The 16636-nt window shown below is 68.7% G+C and carries 12 protein-coding genes and 1 pseudogene; 5 read left to right on the top strand and 8 right to left on the bottom strand.

Going from position 1 to position 16636, the window contains the following annotated elements:
* Positions 1-717: pseudogene (locus IEY89_RS39090) on the bottom strand (MobF family relaxase); the annotation flags it as partial.
* A 48-nt stretch (positions 718-765) separates the two neighbouring features.
* On the bottom strand, positions 766-4422 hold the full coding sequence (locus tag IEY89_RS39085) for a PIN domain-containing protein (protein WP_189152287.1): 3657 nt from the start codon (positions 4420-4422) through the stop codon (positions 766-768).
* A 770-nt stretch (positions 4423-5192) separates the two neighbouring features.
* Between IEY89_RS39085 and IEY89_RS39080 the strand changes: the two genes are divergently transcribed.
* The 3 genes from IEY89_RS39080 (at position 5193) to IEY89_RS39070 (ending at position 9984) form a co-directional block, all read left to right on the top strand.
* Positions 5193-7163, top strand: coding sequence for a helicase associated domain-containing protein (locus IEY89_RS39080; RefSeq protein ID WP_229695702.1), 1971 nt, complete (start codon positions 5193-5195; stop codon positions 7161-7163).
* Between the two features lie 499 nt (positions 7164-7662).
* Positions 7663-7956, top strand: coding sequence for a hypothetical protein (locus IEY89_RS39075; protein ID WP_189152286.1), 294 nt, complete (start codon positions 7663-7665; stop codon positions 7954-7956).
* 198 nt (positions 7957-8154) lie between these two features.
* A complete protein-coding gene (locus IEY89_RS39070) occupies positions 8155-9984 on the top strand; it encodes an SIR2 family protein (protein WP_189152285.1) in 1830 nt (609 codons plus the stop codon).
* Between the two features lie 455 nt (positions 9985-10439).
* On the opposite strand, the gene IEY89_RS39065 is transcribed toward IEY89_RS39070, so the two are convergent.
* Positions 10440-11168 (bottom strand): hypothetical protein, encoded by a 729-nt coding sequence (locus IEY89_RS39065; protein WP_189152284.1) that lies wholly within the window; start codon positions 11166-11168, stop codon positions 10440-10442.
* A 396-nt stretch (positions 11169-11564) separates the two neighbouring features.
* On the opposite strand from IEY89_RS39065, the gene IEY89_RS39060 reads away from it, so the two are divergent.
* Entirely contained in the window at positions 11565-12215 is a 651-nt protein-coding gene (locus IEY89_RS39060; protein ID WP_189152283.1) for an HNH endonuclease family protein, read from the top strand.
* A 118-nt stretch (positions 12216-12333) separates the two neighbouring features.
* On the opposite strand, the gene IEY89_RS39055 is transcribed toward IEY89_RS39060, so the two are convergent.
* The 5 genes from IEY89_RS39055 to IEY89_RS39035 all read right to left on the bottom strand — a co-directional run bounded on the left by IEY89_RS39055 (position 12334) and on the right by IEY89_RS39035 (position 15937).
* Positions 12334-12498, bottom strand: a complete 165-nt coding sequence (locus tag IEY89_RS39055; RefSeq protein ID WP_229695701.1) for a hypothetical protein — start codon at positions 12496-12498, stop codon at positions 12334-12336.
* A gap of 217 nt (positions 12499-12715) precedes the next feature.
* A complete protein-coding gene (locus IEY89_RS39050; protein WP_189152282.1) occupies positions 12716-13099 on the bottom strand; it encodes a profilin in 384 nt (127 codons plus the stop codon).
* A gap of 297 nt (positions 13100-13396) precedes the next feature.
* Positions 13397-13669, bottom strand: coding sequence for a hypothetical protein (locus tag IEY89_RS39045; RefSeq protein WP_189152281.1), 273 nt, complete (start codon positions 13667-13669; stop codon positions 13397-13399).
* 454 nt (positions 13670-14123) lie between these two features.
* Positions 14124-15128: a replication-relaxation family protein gene (locus IEY89_RS39040; protein WP_229695700.1), complete on the bottom strand. Its 1005-nt coding sequence runs from the start codon at positions 15126-15128 to the stop codon at positions 14124-14126.
* A gap of 599 nt (positions 15129-15727) precedes the next feature.
* Complete coding sequence (locus tag IEY89_RS39035; protein ID WP_189152280.1) at positions 15728-15937, bottom strand: hypothetical protein; 210 nt, start codon at positions 15935-15937, stop codon at positions 15728-15730.
* Between the two features lie 30 nt (positions 15938-15967).
* Between IEY89_RS39035 and IEY89_RS42160 the strand changes: the two genes are divergently transcribed.
* Positions 15968-16582 carry a helix-turn-helix domain-containing protein gene (locus IEY89_RS42160; RefSeq protein WP_373287348.1) on the top strand — a complete coding sequence of 205 codons (615 nt, stop codon included), beginning with the start codon at positions 15968-15970 and terminating at the stop codon, positions 16580-16582.
* Positions 16583-16636 lie beyond the last annotated feature (54 nt).

Here is a 16636-nt window from a genome sequence, read left to right as displayed (position 1 = left end):
GACGCGGCCGGCCTTCCGGTCCGTACGGGTCGGCCGCAGGCGGGACCTCGGGGCAGCGGGCACGGTGATGGTGTGCGGCCGGGAGCGGGAGCCCAGGCGGTCCGCGCGGCGCACCGCGTGGACCCGGGTCCTCAGCGCACCGGCGGCGAGGCGGGCCCGCTCGTACGGCGGGGCGGTCCGGTTGCGGGTCAGCGGGCGCAGCACGGCCTGGTCCTCGGTGTCGCGCGGGTACAGGGCGCGCAGGTCGGCGGTCATCATCCGTTGTCCGGCGGGGCGGGTGTAGTCGTCGACGACCGCCTGCACGATCTGTTCGTCCAGGCCGGGCTGGTGGGGCCGGCCGCGCAGGACGTAGGAGAGGTGACGTCGGGCTTCGGCGAGCAGGTGGTGGCGCTTGAACGCGCCGCGCATCACGTACACCACGGCGACGACGTCGACGGCGGCCAGGGCGACGTCCACCACTGGCCGCACCCGTGCCCACACCGCCGCGGCTGCCGCCCGGGCCCGCTCCGCGAGCCGGTCGATGACGTCAACGCCGTAGGCCCGGATCGCTGAGTCGCGCCATCGCTCGCGCAGCTCGGTCAGCGACAGCAGCTCCGTGCGCTTCGGCGGGCGCGTCTGGTCGGCGGCCTGGCAGCCCAGCGCGTAGCCGGCCCGCTCCCCCGGCGCGTGCCCCTGCTTCTTCTCGTACTTGGCCGTGAGGACGGACAGCGCGTCCTCGGGCCGCGCCGGGTCACCGGTTCATCTGCGGTCCAGGGCGAGGAGCCTTCAGTTTCCTGGGTGTGTGAGTACGATCCGGGCGGCGGCCGCCTTCTCCGCGTCAGGAGCGATCTTGTACAGCTTCATGAGTTGACTTGCGGCCACCACGTGACCGAATCGGGCGACCAGGGCGGCGTAGAACTGGGCGAGCGCCTCCTCCAGCGGTAGCCCAGCGTCGTCGCGGACCGCGATGCCGCAGCGGAGCCCGGTCAGGATGAACGGGAGCGAGGAAGTGTTGACCCACGGTTGGGTCAGGACCTGCCAGACCAGAGCTTTGAGGTTCTGGTTCGCCGCCCCGGGCACCGAGGCTCGGGCCAGGCCGGTGGAGGCCGCAGCCAGCCACAGGTTGATGTCGTGCGGGCGCTGCTCACTGATGCGGGAGACGCAATCCAGCACGAACGATGCCGCGGACTGCGGCTGCGTCCATGCCAGCGGGCGGGACAGGGCGTTCGCGACGGCTTTGGCCTGCCAGCCGTCGGCAAGGGCTGCGGCCTCATACAGGTCGGTGGAGAAGTCGATGTCAACGTAGTGATTGCGCAAGAGGTCAGCCTTGATGAGCAGAGCCTCGTGGGCACTGAACTGGCCGGCAGCGGTCGTGGCGTCCAGGAGGTCGAGGGTTCCGAAGGCGGGGATGTGCTCAGCACGGGCGATCGCGCGCAGGACCCGGTCGTCGCTCCACAGGACCAGCCCGTGCTCCTTGGCGTAGTCGGGCGCGGTAAGCCACTCCTTGCCGCGCGTGCCAGGGAGCGGAAGGCGGCGCAGTTCCGGACGTGGAACACGGGCGACCGATCTGAGGACGTCCACAACACGGACTGACGTGGAACGCAGCCGCTCCAGGTTCGCCACTTCGTCGCTGCGGACCTCTGCCCGCTGTCCCGCCTCGTCCCAGCCCAGCGTCAGCTCGGTCTGCAGCGCGAGGGACTCCTTCGCGTAAAGGGCGTCTTGGAACAGCTGGTCGGTGGTGACCACTTCCTCCAAGCTGCCGATCAGCCGCTCGGCATGGCCCGGATCCAGCAGCGCCAAGGTGTGGGCAGCGGTTGGATCGATGACCGTGCGCACGGAGCGGGCTGTGGCCACCGCTTCGGCTCCCACGCCGGCGGCCAGGGCATCGCCCGCATAGACGAAACCGGCCCCCCGGCGCAGGCTCAGCTCCGTGTAGCCCCGACCGGTTACCCACGTCAGGGTGCCCAAGGGGAGGTCGCCAGCAGCGACTTTGCTCTGGACTCCCTTGACGTTCTCGTGCGCCTGACGCAATTCGTCAGCAACGTTGACGAGCGGATCATCGTCTGGGCCTAGTGTCACGGCGCGGAACTGGGAACTGTCGGGAAACCGTTCCATGTACTCGGCGGTGGCTTCGTTGAGCTGGTCGGCGTCGTTTTCGGACCACCGCTCGGGGGTGCCGGCGGCGCTCAGGTGCAGGGTAGCGATGAACGCGCCGAGGAGTTCCTCGTCATCGGGCCAGCGCTGCATCAGGGTCAGAGCCTGGCCGGCGAAGTTGGCTTCGCTGGAGTGCCTCGCCCCCAACTTCACCCACAGTAGGGCCTCGTGTCCGGTGCGGGGTTCGATGGGCGTGCCTTGGTAGGCCAGGACATTCCAAGCATCCTCGAACAGGCTGCGGGCTACGTGGCAGCGGACCAGCGCCCAACGGGCGTTGTGGTCGTGCGGATCGAGGGCAAGCATGTTCCGCGCCGCGTCGGTGGCCCGGTCGGTGTTGCCTTCCGCCAGCTCCGCCTCGGCCAGCAACGCATACATCTCACCCTGTGCAGCCCAGTCCGGACCGGCTAGCGTCAGGGCCTCCCGCGCGCACACTTTCGTCTGCGCGGGCATGTCGGCATGCCGGTAGGCGTCTGCCGCCATGGCCATCAGGAAGGCGTCACGCCAATGCTCCGCACCCGAGCGCAGCGTTCGTGCCCGAAGCTCTCGTTCCCCGCTGATCTGGTACCTCTGTGCCAGTGCTAGAACGATGATCCGACTCTTGGTCACGTTGGCGCGCAGCACGGAGAGGTCGCCGGCGGAGCTTGCGGTCAGTGCCCGGGCGATGAGTCTGATCTCGGCGACAACCTCAGGATAGGAGCCTTCGAGGCGGTCCAGGTCGGCCGGTTGCGTCCCGCACTCCGCCATTCCCATTGCGGCCTGGAGTTGTTCCTGCTCCGTGGTGGCCGCGTCCCACACGGCCTGCCAGGCGGCTTGGACCTGCGGGAGCACGATCTGGCCCTCGGTTTCCCGCTCCAAGATCACGGCAGTGATCTGCGCACGGACGTAGGCGCTCTCGACCTGGCTCTGGAGGCGTCGAGCCTCATCCACCCGGCCGGTAAGCGCGGCAAGCACTGCCCGGTGCTCGATCAGTCGGGGGTCGCGCGCCTCGCGGGCGAGTGCCTGGCCCTCGGACTGTTCCTGTGTCAGGCCCCAGGCTGTGGCGGCATCTCCGCAGACCTGGGCTGCCTGCACCGCCACCACGGCGGGTGCCACGCTGTCGCCGAACCATGTCCGGCGGCCGTCGCGGGCTTTGATCGCCAGCGCGAGGGCTTCGCGCGCATCCGCGAGCCGGTGCTCGCTCCGGCCGCGGACAGCCCGGTCAAGGAGGATGAGAGCAGACAGATGCTGGATGCCGGACATGATGCCGTCCGGGTCTGCGCCACGCAGCCGGGCCAGGGCGGCGGCGTCCTGGCCCGTGCTGGTGAGGGCGTGGGCTTCCAAGCCGGCTTTGAATGCCCGGGCAGTCCGGGTTGCCGGCTCCCAGGATGCGAGATGGCCCAGAGCCTTCTTCCAGTCGCTGTCGAACAGTGCCAGCATTCCGAGCAGGAGAGGTGAGCTGGGATTGTTGTTCGTGACCAGAAAATCGCGCGCATCCTGGTCCGTTCCGGCCGCGCTGAGCTGCTGCGCGGCCCGCGCGACCCACAGATCCCGCGGGAAGCCGCCATCATCGATGCAACGCTGGAAGAACGTGACCGAAGCCTGGTGAGCCTCGTAGTCCGAGGCGAGTTCGGCCAGCCAGGCGAACGCCTGCGGGGGCGCTTTCTCCATCCAACTCGGAAACCGGTGGGCCCACTGCCTCAAGAGCGCCTCGCGCTCCGTCGGGCAGCTCTGCAAGAGCCCGACTGCCTGCTCCACGGCCGGCCACGCTCCCGTCAGGGCCTGTGCCTCTTCCTGTGCCCGCAGGCTCAAGGTCCGCAGCCCCGTCTGGAAGTCCGTCCGTGCATCTAGACGGTGGAGGATTTCGTGGCTGCTGCCGGCAATTTGCTCAAGCACCGCTACGAGCTCGTCGCGCAGGGCGGTGCACATGCCCAGCAGGTCTTCCTCGCTGAGATCCCGCAGGCCCGCCAATGCGTCCTGGCCTTCAGCCTCACGATCGTGTTTCCATCCCTCCAGCAACTCGACCGGGTAGGTGGCGCTGTTGGGGCCGTCGACCGTCTTGTGGTGAGGAGTACACAGCAGCATCAGGTTGCCGAAGCCGTTGCGCTGCTTGACCGTCCAGAACGGATCGAACCGCGGACCACCGCTCTCGAAGGCGCGGATGTGAGCGATCTCCAGGTTGAGCATCGGCTCAGCACCGACCATCCGGATGACTGGCTCGCCACAACCGGGCCAATAGCACGCGCCGCGGGCCAACGTCATCAGCCCGGCGATCGTCGCGTTGGTGTAACTACGACGCGGTTGCGAAGTCACGGCGCCCCCACTCATGTCAAGACAGCCAATCTATCGGCCAGCACTGACAGCACACCTGCACACAGGGCGACAGACCGTGAGGGCGACCAGCGCGGCAGGTCCCGGTCCGGGCGCTCAGGTTGGCGGTGACCGCGGACATGCCGACGCGCGCGATGGTGATCCTGGCCGCTTCGACCAAGGTGTCGACGACGGGCAGGGCGTTGCAGTGCCTGGTGCGGTAGAACGCGACCGGCGGCGCCGGCCGGTCGGAATCCCAGTAGCCGCTCAGCTGGCCCGCTCCACCCGCGTGACCGGCTGCGCCTCGAACACCCGGCGAGCGGAGCACAACTACAACCCCGACGAAACAGATCCGCACACGTGCTCGATGAACTGGAGATAGAGCTCAACAGCCACCAGAAAGCCTTCGCAGACGATACGGATGCGACCTCCGCCATCGAACAGGCCCTGGAGAAAATGGGCCAGACAATCTGAGCTATCGAGGACGAATACCCTCACAAGGCCCTGGGGCGGCAGCCCCTCACGGCCACTCCGCATCCGCGGACGCACCTCACGAGCGAAGCGTCTTCGACGACATCGCCGACGACTGAGGACCGCTCGACCGTCGCCAACACCACACACATGTTCATCGCGAAGAACGCCAGGTCAACCTCGCCCCACACATCTCAACGATCGGTAAAACGGACGAAGCCCACCGGGTTTCCGGCCGGATCGGGAAGCCGTGGGCGGTCGTCCACGACAACCAGAAGATCCCGTCTCTGCGCCGGCTGTACATGACGGCCACGCCCCGGCTGTGGCAGCTCGGGGACGAGGACGAGGCCGGCGCACCCGGCGAGCTAGTCGCGAGCATGGAAGACGATCCCGAGGGCCCCTTCGGCAGCAGGGCGTTCACTTTGACGCTCTCGGAGGCCATCGACCGGGGCATCTGTGCCCCCTACCAGGTCGTATGCGTGGACGTCACCGACACCGCGCTCCAGGCCGCGCAGCTCCTGGGCGCGGAAGGCCGGTCGGCCGAAGTCCGTGGGGCACGGCTCGCTGCCCTGCAGACCGCGCTGGTGAAGGCGTCGGCCGAGGAGGGCTTCCGCCGCACGCTGGTCTTCCACCACCAGGTCCGCGAGGCCGAGGCGTTCGCGGCCGGCCTTCCCGACGTCGCCGCGCAGCTGCACGCATCCGACCCCGAGCTGTACCCCAAGACGATCTGGGCGGACTGGCTGTGCGGGGATCACAAGCCGCTGCACCGGCGGCGTCTGCTGGGCGAGTTCGCCGCAGGGATCGCCACGGACGGCACGGTCGTGGAGAAGTGCTTCCTGTGCTCGGTGAAGGTCTTGGGCGAGGGGGTCGACACCAAAAAATGCGACTCCGTGTACTGGGCGGATGTGCGCGGGTCGATGCCGGACCTGGTCCAGGCAGTGGGCCGGGCGCTGCGGATGCAGCCGGGCGAGGGCAAGGTGGCAAGCCTGGTGGTGCCGGTGCTGCTCGGGCCCGGTGAGACGGCGGACAACATGCTCACGTCCCGGGCGTTCGGCGGGCTGGCCAAACTGTTGGAGGCGCTGCGGGCGCACGACGCGAGGATCGTGGAGAGCCTCGCGGAGCAGCAGGCCCCGAGCCGCTACAAGCCCGTCAGCAAGGACGCCAGCGGGAAGAGCACGGGCGGGAGCGGCGAGGGCTCCGGGGGCGTCAGCGCCCCCGCCAAGGCCCTGCTGAAGTTCTCCACGCCCCGCGACCCGGCCGCCCTCGCGGCGTTCATCAACCTGCGGGTCCTCAACCCGGAGCACGAGCACTGGCGTCGCGGTGTGGAGGCGGCCGTCATCTACGCCCGCGTGCACGACGACTTGAAGGTGCCGTTCACGTTCCGCGTCCCGGCCGGGGATGAGGCCGACACCGAAGGCGAGGGGTGGCCGGCCTCGCTCGCCGGGTTCCCGCTGGGGCAGTGGACCGCCGACGCTCGCCGCTTCTACGCCCGCGGGGACATGGACGCCGACCGCGTCGCCCAGCTGGAGAAGCTCGGCATGATCTGGAGCCACTTCGACGTCGCGTGGGAGGAGGGCCTGGCCGCCGCGCGCGGGTGGGCTGCCGAACACGGGCACCTCCTGGCCCCGCTGGACGCCACGTTCCAGGGGGCGAAGGTAGGGATCTTTTTGAAGAACGCGCGGGCCGCTGCGCGGAGGGCTGCTGAGATCGAGCGGCAGCGTGCCGAGGGGCTGCCGGTGGAGTCGTCGGCCGGAGCGCTGTCGGACGAGCGGCGCGAGCAGTTGGAGGAGATCGACGCGTCCTGGTGCCCGAGCTGGCCGGTGACGTGGCAGCGGTGCTTCCACCTGGTGCGGATGCATCTGGACGCGGGCGAGGCGCTGCCCACCACTGCGGGCGAGGTCCTGCGTCAAGGCGAGGATCTGGGGCGGTGGGTGCAGTCGGTGCGGATCGGGTGGGATCAGCTCACGACTGTGCAGCAGTGGATGTGTGAGCAGGTCCTTGGGATCGAGCCCGCGACCGAGGAGGAGAAGCCGCCGCCGCGCCGTACGCAGGCCGACAAGTGGGCGATGAACTACGAGGCCGCCAAGCAGTTTTACGAGCGCGAGGGCCACCTTCAGGTGCCGAGGAAGCACATCGAGCGGATCGTCGGCGAGGACCAGGAGAAGCGGGAGCATCGGCTGGGGGCCTGGATCGGGAATCAGCGGAGCAGGGCCGCGACGCTGACGCCGGAGCGGGTGGAGCAGCTGTCCGCGATCGGGATGCGGTGGACCTAACGCCACGTCACAAGCCCCACTGATTCCCCCATAACCCCTGTGTGAGGCAGTCGACTCCCTCTCCTCGGGGTGGGGCGTTCGACGACACAGACCAGAAGCGAGACCAGAGGCCCCCGGAACGAGCATCCGGGGGCCTCTGGCATGCCCCGCGACTTCCTCTCCGACCGCTGCTGTCCAGGCGGTGACTTCCAGCTCTACGGGGTGAAGAGGCCGATCCCGGGAGGACGAGACGCAAGCACCTGAGACCTGTCACTGTCCCGCTCGCTCAACCGAACTCACACCGGAGGCATTACCGATGACCACCCACCAGGAACCCAGGGCAACACCCGCGCCGATCGCCGCTACGCTGAACACGCCACCCTGGGCTCGGGCCGAAGCCCCACAGGGACGCTCTCAGGCAGAGAGCCGCAGGACCGCCGACCGCGCGGCGAACGCCCACGCGGACGACACCACGCAGGTGTCCGCGATCCCCGTTCTCCCCGCCCAGAGGAGCCCCAACATGCCCCGGGACATCGATCCCGAGCTGCCCATGCAGCCCTCCCCCGGCCAGCAGGCCTCCATTCCTTCCCGCCCGACCCGGTGGCACCGCCGCCTCGTTCAGCGCCTGCGCATCATCACTGCCCGTACGCGGGCCATTATCTGGAAGCTGGTGAAGCTGTCCGGCGAGGAGTTCGTCAAGGGCTTCGCCAACAAGGCCGGCGCCATCACCGCGCTCGTCCTGGGCGTGGTCGCCATCGCCTATGCGCTGGGCATCGACCCGGCCGACGCCGTACGTCGCGTGCTCGGCATGTGACTGCCCCTGCTGCCCGGAGCGCGACGCACGCCAACTCCAGGCAGCAGGGGGCTGGTGGCAGCCGTTACTCCCGTCGACCACATGAGGGCGAGGTGCCACTCCTCTTTTATCGTCATTACGACGATAAAAGAGGTAGAGTGTTCCACGAACGGGCGATACAACGCGTTCCGAGCGTCGTCCGTGAAAGGAGCACCTCCCGTGGAAACCGACGGCACCGTGCCAGAAATCCCCGCACAAGCACCTCTCGTGGTCGCGCCGGGCCGCATCTTGGATGCCAAGACTGCACTCGCCCTGAACGTCCATGCCAGCCCGGGGGTGTACGCGCTCCTGCTCGGATCCGGGATCTCCCTGACCTCCGGCGTGAAGACCGGATGGGGCATCGTCGAAGACCTCGTCGGCCGCGTCGCCGCCATGCAGGATCCCAACGACGCCGATGCCGCCGAGAAGGCGGCCGCCGACCCGGCCGGATGGTGGGCGCAGCACTACGACGGCGTCCTCGGGTACTCGGGCCTGCTGGGCGCTGTGGCACCCACGGCAGCCGCCCGCCAGCAGCAGCTCGCCCGGTACTTCCAGCCCCAGGAAGACGATGAGCCCGGCGCGAAGGGCCCCACTCCCGCCCACCACGCCATCGCCCAGCTGGTGAAGCGGGGAAGTGTCCGCGTCATCCTGACCACCAACTTCGACCGGCTCACCGAGCGGGCTCTGGAAGAAGCGGGTATCTCGCCCCAGGTCATCAGCCGACCAAGCCAGATCGCGGAGATGATGCCGCTCCCCCACGCGCCGGTGACAGTGATCAAGCTCCACGGCGACTACGCCGCCCTGGACCAGCTCAACACGGTGGACGAGCTGGAGACCTACGAGCGGGAACAACAGGAGCTACTCAAGCGGGTCCTGGACGAGTACGGGCTGATCATCTGCGGCTGGTCCGCGGACTGGGACACGGCGCTCGTCCGTGCCCTGGAAGGTGTACGTCCCCGCCGGTATCCGATGTTCTGGTCGTCCTTCAGCACGCTCGGAGAAGCGGCGAAGCACCTGACCACCCAGCACAGCGCCGTCGTCATCCAGGGCATGGCGGCGGACGACCTCTTCACCGACCTCCAGCGGCGCGTCGAAGCCCTGGACCGGATGTCGGCGCCGCCCGTCACCCGCGACATAGCCGTCACCCGCCTCAAGCGGGCCCTGCCCGACCCGGTGCGCAGGATCGAGGCCTCCGACCTCATCCACCAGACCGTCACCGACATCCTCGACAGAACAGCAGCAGCCGCGCGTCCTCTGAGCGGCCCCGTCTTCGACGAAAGCATCCTCGGCTACCGGGCCGACTGCGACACCCTGCTCCACCTCCTGGCCCACGGAGTCTTCAACGACGACGGAACCCATGACGCCCTGTGGCTACGCGCCCTCGAACGGCTCACCCGCATCCGCAGCACGCTCCCCGGATATTTCACTGAGGCGCTGGAGGCGCTGCGGCACTACCCGGCGCTCTTGGCCACCTGGACCATGGGCGTCACCGCCGTCATCAGCCGTCGCGAAGAATTCCTGGCAACCATCATGGCCCAACCCACCTGGAACACCCTGTCGGGCAGGACCCGTACGCAACCGCCGGCCGTCTACCTCAACCCCACGCGCGTCCTGGCAACCGACCTCAAATCCATAATGCCCCCGCCGGAGGGGCAGGTCTGGCGTTTGCCGCAGAGCAGGTTCCTGCGGCAGGAAACACGTGAACCACTGCGGGTCCTCGAACCTGACGACACGGCGTACCAGACCGCCTGCACGCGCTTCGAGTTCCTCGCCTCCATGATCGCCATGGACGACGACACACAGCAGATGCGCTTCCCGTGGGTCGGCGAGTTCATGAACGACGTGCACTGGGAGTACGACACCAGCATGGCCAACACGATCAAGACCGAGCTGACACCCAACTGGCCGCTGCTCCAAGCAGGCGCGTTCGGTAGTGACGTGGAACGTGCCCAAGCCGCTTACGAACGCCTCGTCGAATGGCGGGCGAAGAACCCCCAGCTCCACTGGTAGAGAGCACCGCAGCCCCCTTCAGAGCCCGGTCGCTCAGCGCGGCCAGGCTCGCGCCGTGCGGCAGTGTGGCCGTACCGCACCGCCCGGGCCGCCTGCTGGCAGTGCGGAAGTACGCCGAGCAGGCGGCCAGCGTCCGTACTGGAGTTGGCCCAGTGCCCGCAGCCGCCACACTGCGCCAACCCCGGCGCCACACAGGCCGTCACCCGAAAGTGAGTAACAGCCCCCGCGTTCGCCGCTTCGGCTGCCTGGTGATCATGACGCCCGTCCATACCTGCCGTTCCTCAGCAACCCGCCCGACTGGCTCAGAGCCCTGTGGAACGCGCTCCCCCGGCCTTGGGAGTAGCCACCGCAGCCGGGCAGGTCCCCTCACAGGGCAATACACCTAGGGCGCGCCCCAGGATGCGACTCAGGGCGCGACCTCGCCGGAAAGCGGCCGTCACTCGGAAACAGACCGCTCAGCCGATGACGATGAAGCTGAAGGGCCGGTCCGCGTGGACGTAGACGTTGTCACTGGTGTAGACGGTCACGCCTGCCTGGTCGATGGCGGCGATGTGGGTGGTGTCCTCCATCCACCAGTTGCTGCCCCAGATGGTGGCCGTCGCGCTCGGGATTTCAGGGAAGGGGGTGGTGAACTGGATGTAGAACTCACCGGCGCCGCGTCGGATGACCCGGAAGTTGCCGCTGCCGGCCTGGACGGAACCGTCGGCGTTGACGTTGCCGCGTACGACGTGTCCGCCCAGGGTGCCGGAGCCCGGTGCGGGCGCGGGGGTGCCGGCAGTGCGCCGCAGGTGCCAGACGGTGCCGCCTTCCTTGGCCAGCCAGATCTGCTGGTTGGCAGCACCGCCTGCCAGGTTCGGGTTGGTGAAGACGTGGGTGCCGTTGACGGTGACGGTGGCTTCGTCCAGGCGCCATTCGTCGGTACCGTCCAGCCGGATGTAGACCGGGAAGAGGTCGAGGTCGGCGACGGTGAGCTGCGGGCTCGTGGGGTCGTTGAAGCTGGCGTTCGAGACGTTGCTGCCGGTACCGATGACGAACGTGTCGGTGGCGCCTGCCCGGAAGTCGCTGCCCGCGGTGTCCAGGTTGAACTCCCGGCCGGCGATGCCGAGGTAGACCCCGTTATTGGTTCCCCCCGCGAAGGTGTTGGCCGTTCCGATGGTCGCGACGATTTCCGTAATGTCTGTCATGGACACTTTCCCTATCCCGCTGCTCGACGCAACGAAGGTGACGACCCGGAGGAAGACGGCTGCCGCGCACCCGCCCTCTCGCCGGAAGCGCAGCTACCGCTTTCACCACCAGTGTCCGGGTAATTACCCAGCGCTAACAGTGGGGTTGGGGAGCGCACGCGCATCGCGCAGAGGCGTAAACCCTCCGTCGAGGCGCTTCCCCACCAGCCAGTGCCATGCAAGCCGGCTCAACGGTGGGCACGCCTGTTTCAGCCGTCGCTTCGCCGGAGGCCGACTGCACCTGCCGATCATCCGACTTACCGCCCGCGCGGGTAATCTGCACCCGCACCGGCCCGGCCGGCACGCGCCTGCCAGTACGAAGATCACGTCCCGCTGCCGTGACCTTCGGAGGAACCCGTGCGCATCCGCGCCGCCGCCCTGACCGCCCTCGCCGTCCTGCTCGCCCCCGACGCCGCCCACGCCGCACCCGGCGACACCATCACCCGGCCCGTCCGCGCCGCCCTCACCGCCCTGCCCGTCGCCGACGAATCCCGCGCCGGCTGCACCCGCGACAAGTTCAGGCACTGGACCGACGCCGACCGCGACGGCTGCTCCACCCGCAACGAGGTCCTCCTAAACGAGGCCGTCGCCAACCCCGCCCGCACCGGCCGCTGCACCCTCAGCAGCGGGCGCTGGTACAGCCCCTACGACGACACCTACGTCGACGGGCCCCGCGGCCTCGACATCGACCACTACGTGCCCCTCGCCGAGTCCTGGGACTCCGGCACCTCCGCCTGGACGGCCAAGGAGCGCGAGGCCTACGCCAACGATCTTGATGACACGCGCACCTTGATCGCGGTCACCGCGGCCAGCAACAGGTCGAAGTCAGACCAGGACCCGGCGACATGGATGCCACCGGCCCGGGCGTACCACTGCGAGTACGCGACGACGTGGATCGCGGTCAAGACGCGCTGGCAGCTATCGGTGGACCCGGCCGAGGCATCCGCCCTCGAGAACGTGCTGGAGGAATGCCCGAACCAGCCGGTGACGGTCGAGTTTGCACGGTAGCCAGTACCTGTCACACAAGCCCCCGCCCCCGCGGGCCAGGGCTTCGCTGTGCGCGTCTGCAGCAGCCGCTCCCTGCGGCACAGGCCCGGCTGACAGGGCGTGGATTACAGACGGGTTATCAGGCGTCGCTGAACTCGTGGGCAGGGCCGCCGCGCCACTCCACCCACAGCGGGTCGTCCAGGACGGCCTCGGGGTCGGCGACGCCCGCGCCCTCGAGGAACACGACCAGGTCGTGGTCGCTGTAGGCGGTGCCGAGGATCTCGTCCCGGCCGCTGTCGTGCACGCTCTCCGACCGCCCGAGAGGGAGGGCCGGTGCACGACGATCGGCGCGCTGGTCACGCCTCCCAGCGTGCCCCGAGCCGGTTCGGTGGGCTAGGGCGGGCACGGCCAGGCCCCCGGGTTCGCCCTCACCGGGGGCGGCCTCGGGGTCCTTTATGTTTCGGCGTGAGTCCCGCATGCGGGACAGATCGTTCGAATGAAATCGAACGGGGGTGTTGGCCCTAGTAGCCGTTCTCGGTGAGGTAGTCGGCGAGCTTCTGCACCACATTGGCTGCGGAGTCGGGGGCCTGATGCGCGTCGTAGTACCCGATCAGGATGGTCTGCTTCGTCTTTGCCAGGGCGACGCCCGTGGTGCCCTTGGTGCCGTGGATGCTGTGGTCGTCCCCCTTGGTCCCCTTGTACTTCACGCCGTTGACGACGATGCCCATGTCGAAGACCTGGTCCGGCGTATTGAACAGGGCAACGATCTTCGCCCCCTCGCTAGCCCTGAGCTGCCACCCCGGGCTCTGGGCCCTGGTGAGGCCGTCGAGGCCAATGATGGCCGCCTGCCGGAGCTGACCAGTACCCACGAGCTGCTCGTCCACATACGACTGCCAGCCAGACATGGCACACCCTTTCAAAGGAGCCGGGTATCCGTCTGTCACGGGCCTCGGCACACTCACCCTTCCTCACCGACGGCATGAGTATGGGCATATGGCCGATACCCGACAGGTCTCCCACCCCAGCGGGTGAACAGCACCTGTCGGCCCAAGCCAGATGTGCGCCAGTACGACCAGGGCGCGCTACGCACGCCACTGTGCACACCGACACTCGCCATCGACCACCATGACGCGCTATACCTCGCGGTCACTCTCTGGCACCCGCAGATGACCAAGGAGACACGCCCTAGTCGGCCCGGGACATCAGGGACTGTCGCCGCCCCAGTCCCAGCGGGCCGGATCGCCGGGGCGCGGGTCGTACAGCGCCCGGCCCCCGGGCCCGAACTGCCCGAGCTCCGTGAGGAGGGAGACACCGTCGTCGATCTCATCCGGCCTCCAGCCGGTGATGTCGAGCAGCAATCCGTCCAGCGGCCCGCCCACCAGTTCGGCGTAGCGCCGTCCCTGCTTCGGGCCCGGGTGGTCTGGGTCGGCTCCGTAGATCCGGCCGCGCAGCAGCTGCTCATCGTCGCTGTCCATGCCGTCCAGCCTCGCAGCCGCCACCGACAACGCGGGCTTGCCCAGGCGGCCCTGGGCAAGCCCGCGCGCTGCCGGGGTGGCTTGCCCGGGTCAGCTGCGCCGACGTCGTCCGAGCCAGCCGCCGGCCTTCGAGGCCTGCGCCGCCTCCTGCTCCTGGCGCTCCTGCTCCTGGCGCTCGCGTTCGTCCACGCGTGCCTGCTGCTCTCTTTCAAGCGTCCGGTACTTGCAGTCGTCGCATAGATGCGGGTGGTTGTCCCCGTGATCCCATTCGACCGCGGTGCTGGCCTTCCACCGGTCGTCGGTGAACTTCTGCCCGCAGTCTCCGCACACCGGGCGCTGAGCCTCGCGTTCGGCGGCTTCCTGCGCTTGGCGGTGCCGCGCGTCTTCCGAGCGGCGAGCGAGGAAGGCGTCCCGGCGGGGATTGCCGATCGCGTCCCAGAGGTTCTGGTGGCCCTCACGGCCGAAGCGCCAGAATGGGCCCGGCCGGGCCGTGCTCGCGCAGCAGCTCCAGCGTGGTCGCCACGATCGGCATCTTCCCGTCGTAGACGCGGAAGCCGCCTTCGGCCCACTGGCCCTGCCAGTGCTCGCGGGTGAGGTCGGCGACCCGCTCCATCTGCTTCAGCGCGGACCGCTTGCCGACCTGGTGGAAGACGAGCAGGACCGGCGGGTGCGTCGCATCACCCCACCGGAGATCGGGCGCGGACCAGCGGGTGCGCCACATCGGCTTCTCGTGGCCGTCGGTGTCCTTCGCCTTGCGGTGGAAGTGGCGCAGGTACTTGTCGAACTTGGCCGCGATGATGGGGGCTTCCTCGGTGCAGTTGTCGGCCTCGATGAACAGCAGCGGCAGCCCGGCCTCTGGGGCGATGAGGACGATGTCGGCCCACGCGCCTCCCACGCCGGGGTTCTTCCACGTGCCGGTCGACGGGAGGGCGACCTCGGTGGCGTAGGAGGTGATGGTGCCGATCCCGTCGGGCGCGTCAACAGCGGCCTGGGCGGCCGCGACGGCTTCGGCCGGCTCACCGGCCACCAGGTCCAGGTCGGGCTTCGGACGGATCATCGCGATCACCGTCTCGTTGACCGTCATCGCGTGCGAGGCACCCGAGCGGCCCGCGCTCTTGGGCATGCCGCCCATCTCCTCCGGCCCCCGGTCCAACTCGCGTCCGGCGGCAGCCAGCCCGTCCTTGGTGAGCAGGCGCACCTCCTCTCCACCTCGGGTGCGGCCGCCGTCGACGGACAGACCGTGCCTGCGCAGATCGTTGAGCGCACCACGATGAGAGGCAGTGCGCGCCTCCTTCCGCTTGGCCGGCGTCTTCTTCATGGTGTGCCGGTACGTCAGGTGCGGTGAGGACAGCCGCTGGATCTGATCCGCCGTCGCAGCCTTGAGCACCCCGAGCGCGCGCAGCACATCGGCGCGCAGCCCGGTCGACGATCCCGCCTCGTTCGCCTTGCGCTTCGCCATCAGCCCCGCCCTCCCGTTCGTCGCGACCGGCCACCGGCCGGGCGCCGGCCCCGCCCGGCCGCAGAGGGCACCAGACGCTCCCTGAACCCGATGATCGCCTCCACCACTGACACCCCACCCCCACCTATTTCCCAGGGCTTGGTCAGTGAGTGGAGGAGAGAAGAGGGTTGTGACAACGCGCTGGGGCCCCGAAAAGCCGTGGTGGGCTGGGCAAATGCGGTCAGCGCCCAGGCCAGGCCCGGAAGTGGGTTCGGCAGTGGGATCGCAAGCGCCGGCGGCAGGAGACTGCGGCGGCTTGCCCGGCCGCCCAGCCCTCCCGGTGCTGGCCGTTCGGCGGTGCGGTCAGGGTACGGCGGGCGCCTGTGGTCGGTCACCATCCCGGGTCTCTCCCTTGTGCGTTGACGTTCTCCACCTCCACTGGCCCGGTGGCGGCCCGCACGAGCATGCGGTGGGGTGGGCGGTGCGGGCCCGGATACGTGGATATTGCTCCGGTGTCCCGCTGCCCTGTGCAGCGAGCCGGCCATCGCGGCGAGCCGGTTTCGAACGTCGGCGATGCCTGCGGGAGTTCACGTCGTCTCCGGCATCGCCCGTGGTCACCGTCATGTGAGAAGACCGGCGACTGTGGTGACCATGAGGGCAAGCAGCGTAAGAGTGGCCGCGAAGGCGATGCCGCCACGGCTCACAGCCGCTGCCGGGCTAGCTCCGTCAGCGCGGGCGAGGAGGCCCGCCGCCAAGGCAGCCAGCAACGAGACGGTTATCGCGACGGCAACCGCCAGGACGGTGAGAACGACGGTGTAGGACGACGGCACGGCAGGCTCCTCAGCTGCTGGACGGGCGTGATGCAGCGACCTTGCCGATTCGCATGTGCAGCAGGTGACGGCCATACGAAGATGAACACTCCTGAACGGCACTTTGTTAGGGGGCGAGGCGTGGAGGATGCCGAGGCGACACAGGCACTGGCACGCTTGCGACGGCGATTGCGCGAGCGTCTGGGTACGGAGGGGCTAAGCACGACCCAACTGAGCAGAAGGATCGGACTGGGACGAACGACCGTCAGCAACGCCCTCAATGACCGGCCCGACCGGCCTACCTGGAACACCGTCGCTACCATCGCGACAGCGCTCCGGTTCAGTACAGAAGAGATCACGGAGTTGCACCGGCTCTGGGAGCAAACAGCGCCCGAGGAGGCGGCATCTGTACGGGAGCCAATTGAAGTCTCCCCCGCCGATCCACCGCCAGCCTCGGCCCCGTCGTCAAGGTATCGAAGCCGAGTGTGGCTGATCGCGGCAGCTGCTGCGGTAGCAACAGGAGCTGCTGTAGCCCTGCGCTTATGGCTAGTCGATGGCTCCGATGCAGCTGGCAACAGCCCGTCGTCCGATAAAGGCTCATCGCCTTCCGCTTTCGCCGCCTCGGATCCGTTGCTGATGACATCGACGTGGCCGATCATTAACTGATCGTTTCAGAATGCTGTCCTGCGGAGACGCTGGCGGCCCCATGGAACAATCTCT

Source organism: Streptomyces lacrimifluminis (assembly GCF_014646095.1).
Taxonomy (GTDB): domain Bacteria; phylum Actinomycetota; class Actinomycetes; order Streptomycetales; family Streptomycetaceae; genus Streptomyces; species Streptomyces lacrimifluminis.
The sequence above is the reverse complement of the archived record's forward strand: the minus strand, read 5'-3'. Positions and strand labels throughout refer to the sequence as shown.

Coding starts and splice junctions, on each gene's coding strand:
- IEY89_RS39075 (WP_189152286.1), top strand. CDS start 7,663: ATGCCCCGGGACATCGATCCCGAGCTGCCCATGCAGCCCTCCCCCGGC.
- IEY89_RS39065 (WP_189152284.1), bottom strand. CDS start 11,168: ATGACAGACATTACGGAAATCGTCGCGACCATCGGAACGGCCAACACC.
- IEY89_RS39050 (WP_189152282.1), bottom strand. CDS start 13,099: ATGTCTGGCTGGCAGTCGTATGTGGACGAGCAGCTCGTGGGTACTGGT.
- IEY89_RS39045 (WP_189152281.1), bottom strand. CDS start 13,669: ATGGACAGCGACGATGAGCAGCTGCTGCGCGGCCGGATCTACGGAGCC.
- IEY89_RS42160 (WP_373287348.1), top strand. CDS start 15,968: ATGCAGCGACCTTGCCGATTCGCATGTGCAGCAGGTGACGGCCATACG.
- IEY89_RS39040 (WP_229695700.1), bottom strand. CDS start 15,128: ATGGCGAAGCGCAAGGCGAACGAGGCGGGATCGTCGACCGGGCTGCGC.
- IEY89_RS39080 (WP_229695702.1), top strand. CDS start 5,193: ATGACGGCCACGCCCCGGCTGTGGCAGCTCGGGGACGAGGACGAGGCC.